General features: G+C 39.5%; 4 protein-coding genes. 1 reads left to right on the forward strand and 3 read right to left on the reverse strand.

Annotated elements, in window-relative coordinates:
- Positions 1-335: 335 nt before the first annotated feature.
- From KTR06_RS24100 to KTR06_RS24110, 3 genes are all read right to left on the reverse strand, one after another.
- Positions 336-1,610 (reverse strand): clostripain-related cysteine peptidase, encoded by a 1,275-nt coding sequence (locus KTR06_RS24100; protein WP_049702691.1) that lies wholly within the window; start codon positions 1,608-1,610, stop codon positions 336-338.
- A gap of 422 nt (positions 1,611-2,032) precedes the next feature.
- Positions 2,033-2,932, reverse strand: a complete 900-nt coding sequence (locus tag KTR06_RS24105) for an AraC family transcriptional regulator (RefSeq protein ID WP_049702692.1) — start codon at positions 2,930-2,932, stop codon at positions 2,033-2,035.
- A gap of 30 nt (positions 2,933-2,962) precedes the next feature.
- Positions 2,963-3,865, reverse strand: coding sequence for an AraC family transcriptional regulator (locus tag KTR06_RS24110; RefSeq protein ID WP_008022585.1), 903 nt, complete (start codon positions 3,863-3,865; stop codon positions 2,963-2,965).
- A 205-nt stretch (positions 3,866-4,070) separates the two neighbouring features.
- On the opposite strand from KTR06_RS24110, the gene KTR06_RS24115 reads away from it, so the two are divergent.
- The gene (locus tag KTR06_RS24115; RefSeq protein ID WP_008022584.1) at positions 4,071-5,087 is read left to right on the forward strand and encodes an SDR family oxidoreductase; all 1,017 of its coding nucleotides are present in this window, start codon (positions 4,071-4,073) and stop codon (positions 5,085-5,087) included.
- Positions 5,088-5,249 lie beyond the last annotated feature (162 nt).

The following is a 5,249-nucleotide window of genomic DNA, read 5'->3' on the forward strand; positions in this document are numbered from 1 at the left end:
TATTACAAAAGTAATCACTTTAAAGAAAGCTACAAATAGTTACCCCCAAGAAATTTCGGGTGAGCCGGGAAGAGAAAAACAAAGGCAATTTGGAGTATAGGCATAAAAAAAGGAGCAACGCCTTGCTCCAACCTTTGTTAACCTTAAATCTAATACTATGAAAAACACATTGCAAAGATACGGACTATTGCGAAATTAGCAAATAATCCAAGAAAAAAAGTATGTTTTATAACATTGATTAAGAATTTGTATTCTCGAATCTATTTTTATTAAGAGATTTGACCGATTACAGACAAGAGTAAAGCTCCATTATCGTACTATTTCTTTTAGTAGCCTTAATGAGTGGCAACATACCACGCTGTTTCGTTCTTTTTCAAAGCAGCTGCACTAGTGCTTGGATCAGAAATAGTGATACCGGAGAAAGTATTGATTTTTTTTCGTTCTCCATAATAGGAGGATATTGCTGTAAAATAATACTCCGTATTCTTTTTATATGGAACTGTGCGTTTCAGTTGTTCGTTGAATTGCTCCAATAAATCAGGATCGGAGCATAGCTTTGCAACATAATCACCACAATCAAAGAATATGGAAGGTTTATATCCGTCTAAACTCTGCAAAGAAGAAATTAATTCTTCGTTAAACGTATAACGTTGATTTATTTCTTTCATAATGGCCGCCAGATTATCCACTTCCGAGCAATCTGTGACACTGATTGTTCCGCAGGGAGTGACATAATTTGAATAAAAAGAATAGAAACCATCACAAATCTTTTCATAATCTATGTTTCCGATTAAGTACTGGCCGATCTTGTCGTATGGCATACCATAAGCCATAATTTCACTAGTGGATGCTATCAGGTGACTTGTTACGTTTTTAAGGTCATAAGCAACCTCTACTGTCGACATATAGCAGTCGTCGAAAAGGATATACTCCATCTTCAATCCTGCGCTCGATATTCCTTCGGCAAGTGTAGTAATATCCGTCTGATACTTGGATTCTCTGCCTCCGAAGAGACGTGTCATAGGTGTATTCCCATATTCCCAATGTTTTTTGACTGTTTGCAGGCTACTGCGTGATTGCGTTCTTGATACGGGGATCCATCCCATCCCGTGGCATCCGATAATCATTGCATATCGTTTGGCGGGAGAGTAGGTCTGTACATCATTCAGGATAGAAGTGATACCCTCGGCCGTTGTATAGCTGGGAGTCGGATAATTATAGCTTTTTAAAGCCTTCTGCACAGCTGCGCCTTTTTCGTAAGAAAGCTCATAGAGAGTGGCTTTTGTAGCCGTTGTGCACATAAATACGAGAACCCGCTCGTTTTTCAATATATTCTGTCCGATAATACTTTTCAGATCAGCAATATTTTGATAGAAAAAGGAAGTCAGGTCAGTCGACCAAGGCAGATACATAAATACAGTTTGTTCATTATCCGAACGAACCACCGGGTCGGTAGGATCAGGATCTGTCGGATCAGTGTTATCCGTCTGCCTTGTGTTGGGAGATGTAGAAACCGGATCTTCTTTCTCACACGAAATCATGCCGAAAGAAAGAAATAATACGAAGAGGATTGATTTCATCAGACGATAATATTGTTGCATTGTTTCCATTATTCTACTAAGGATTAAATTTTCTTTTTATATATAACGTAAAAAGAGAACTTTTTGATTTGCTTTACCGGGACATAATTGATACATCTCTCTTTGCAAAGTTACTGAAAAATAGCGTAATTCCAATACCGTCATTCATAAGAAAGAACAACTGTTCGGGAAATGGTAACTTAGGAAGTTAAAGAGGAGAGCTTACGTATGGACATAAAAAAAGGAGCAACGCCTTGCTCCAACCTTTGTTAACCTTAAATCTAATACTATGAAAAACACATTGCAAAGATACGGACTATTGGGAAATTAGCAAATAATCCAAGCAAAAAAGTATGTTTCATAACATAGATTAAGAACTGGATATTTCAATTCAAATTTCATTAAGACTTTTTTGTTGCTTTATCGTCCTCCAATCCTTTTAGATTTCATTTCTAGTTAGGTACTCTGAAATCATTCGGAGAGCAACCGGTAACTTTCTTGAATAGCCGGCTGAAATACTGCGGATTCTGGAAACCCAGTTCTTGTGTTATCTGATTAACTGTTTTATCAGTATTCAGCAACCAGTCTTTGGCAATCTCGAAACGTTTGAACTCGATGTATTCTTTAAAAGATTTCCCCGTTTCGTGCTTCAGCAAGTCGTTGAAATATTCAGAAGATAAATGAAGCACGTTAGCGCAATACTCATTTGAAAGCACATCGACAGCCGGTACCGGCTTCGTTTCGAAATGGTTATTTATCATTTTATCAAATTGCTTGATAATCGTTTTATTCACTTCGTTACGTGTAATGAATTGGCGTTCGTAGAAACGTACACAGTAATCCAGCAATAGCTCTATATACTTGGAAACTATTTTTTTGCTGTGGCGATCAATACAACGTTCGAGTTCCTGGTTGATTCTGTCCATAAATTCCAGAATGATCTGTTTCTCGCGCAATGATATATGCAGTGCCTCTTCAGGCTGATAAGAGAAGAAAGTATAGTTATCTATATTAAGTCCGAGCGGAGTGCCACAAATCAGATCGGGATGAAAAGCCAATATCCATCCTTTAGAGGGAAATCTCTTATTTTTTTCTTTCATACTGATAGACTCTCCGGGAGCCAGGCAGATCAAAGTACCGTCCGAGAAATCATAATACTGGTGACCATACACATAGGCCTCACATTTACACTCACTCAATAGAATCGTATAAAAGTCGAACTTGATGTCCGTATGAGGCGACAAGTCAGCCTTTGAGAGATCAATGACACTCACCAGCGGATGTAGTGTTTTGCTTCCCAGACAACAATTGCATTGATGCACGGTTCCTATTTTGAGTACTTTATCTCCCATGATGTTGAGACTCCTGTAGCTAAAAAATGCTTAGTTTCTTTGTTTATATTCGTTCGGGGTGCAACCGACATGCTTTTTAAACAATCGGCTGAAGTGTTGTGGATATTGAAATCCCAGTTCATAAGCCACCTGGCTGACAGTTTGAACACCTTCCAGTATTCTTTCTTTTGCCAGTTCGATAATCCGGCACTGGATATATTCCTGTGCAGTTTTTCCTGTTTCCTTCTTTATCAAGTCTCCGAAATAATTAGGAGAGAGACATGCCTTGTCTGCAAAATATTTCACGGATGGCAGTCCTTCGGTTATTGCCACCTGATTCTGGAAGTATTCGTCCAGCAATTGCTCGAATTTTACGATAATATCTTTGTTCGCCTGATTACGTGTAATAAACTGCCGTTCGTAGAAACGCATACAGTAATCCAGCAGTAGTTCGATGTTTCGCACGATGAGTTGCTTGCTGTGTTTGTCAATAGGATGCTCCAGCTCGATCCTAATTTTATGTATGCAATCAGTTACGATTTCTCTTTCCTGGTCTGAAAGATGCAATGCTTCATTTACCTCATAAGAGAAAAAAGTATAGTTCTTGATATGCTGTCCTAATGAAGTTCCGCGGATTAAATCGGGATGAAACAAAACGCCGATTGACTTGGTGCGGGGAGCAGGTCTGTTGCGGTTGTCTATTCCGCTCACTTGTCCCGGTGCCATACAAACAACCGTTCCTTCCTGATAATCGTAATTCTTACGTCCATAAGTGAGGTCGCCACATTTTGCATCCTTCAGGAACAAGCAGTAGAATCCGATATTCATACGGATATATTCAACTGACCTGGTGGCTTTTGAGAAGTCGATTACATTCACCAAAGGGTGCAATGTTTCCAGTCCAAACAATTGGTCATACTGATCGACGGTTTCAATTTTTGTTATTTCATCCATATGCTTCTGTTATTAATCTGATACAAAGATAAAACATTTGAAGGTATCTTTTTAATTTCATTCAGCAAATCAGTAATATGGGTATAAGAATCAGTAATCTGTATACTACATAAACTTTCGGGCAGAAAAAATAAATGGCAATGATTGCTGGAAGTAAATGATGGAATTGATATATTTGTTCCGGAGAATATAAAAAACAGGTTTTATGAAAGCATTATTTATTGGAGGAACAGGTACGATTAGTACAGATGTAGTAGCATTGGCGCAACAAAAAGGGTGGGAGATTACTCTCCTAAATCGTGGTTCGAAAAAGATGCCGGAGGGAATTCACAGTATCATTGCGGATATTAATGATGAAGAAGCTGTGGCAAAAGCCATCGTGTCCGAACATTACGATGTGGTTGCACAGTTCATTGGCTATACGGCAGAAGACGTGAAGCGTGATATCCGCCTGTTCCAGAATAAAACGCGGCAATATATCTTTATCAGCAGTGCCTCTGCCTACCAAAAGCCATTGGCCGATTACCGCATAACCGAAAGCACCCCATTGGTCAATCCCTATTGGCAGTATTCCCGTAACAAGATAGAAGCGGAAGAAGTGCTGATGGCAGCCTATCGCACAAACGGTTTCCCTGTTACAATCGTCCGTCCCAGCCATACCTACAACGGAACAAAACCTCCCGTATCTGTACATGGCGATAAGGGAAACTGGCAGATCCTAAAACGAATCCTTGAAGGTAAACCTGTTATTATCCCCGGCGACGGTTCTTCTTTGTGGACATTGACTCACTCTAAAGATTTTGCCAAAGGTTATGTAGGACTGATGGCGAACCCTCATGCCATTGGGAACGCTTTTCATATCACTACCGATGAAAGCATGACCTGGAATCAGATTTATCAAACCATTGCCGACGCGTTGGGTAAACCTCTGAATGCATTACACGTAGCCTCCGATTTCCTTGCCAAGCATAGCGATCATTATGATTTCAGAGGTGAACTGTTAGGAGATAAAGCAGCTACGGTAGTCTTTGATAACTCGAAGATAAAGCGGTTGGTTCCTGATTTTATATGCAACACTTCCATGGCAGACGGATTACGACAAGCCGTACACTATATGCTTTCCCATCCGGAATCACAAATACCCGATCCGGAATTTGATTCATGGTGTGATCGTATTGCCAACGCAATAAGTGCGGCAGATAAGGCCTTCGAGCTTTCCTAATTCTGTGCCGAACTTACTTGATTTAATTCCGGACTGTCTGATCTAATCTATAGGACTACTTGATTTTATTTCAGACTTCCGGGGTTTTATATTGAAGTACCTTATTTAGGGATATTCCTAAAATAATAAAATTTAAGGCAACTAATTCATTGCGAGTTAGTT

The sequence above is a fragment of the Bacteroides sp. MSK.20.12 genome (assembly GCF_019052435.1).
In the GTDB taxonomy this organism is placed as follows: domain Bacteria; phylum Bacteroidota; class Bacteroidia; order Bacteroidales; family Bacteroidaceae; genus Bacteroides; species Bacteroides xylanisolvens.

What these genes read in the sequence shown, in the direction of transcription:
- KTR06_RS24105 (WP_049702692.1), bottom strand. Translation starts at nt 2,932, where the DNA reads ATGGGAGATAAAGTACTCAAAATAGGAACCGTGCATCAATGCAATTGT.
- KTR06_RS24100 (WP_049702691.1), bottom strand. Translation starts at nt 1,610, where the DNA reads ATGGAAACAATGCAACAATATTATCGTCTGATGAAATCAATCCTCTTC.
- KTR06_RS24110 (WP_008022585.1), bottom strand. Translation starts at nt 3,865, where the DNA reads ATGGATGAAATAACAAAAATTGAAACCGTCGATCAGTATGACCAATTG.
- KTR06_RS24115 (WP_008022584.1), top strand. Translation starts at nt 4,071, where the DNA reads ATGAAAGCATTATTTATTGGAGGAACAGGTACGATTAGTACAGATGTA.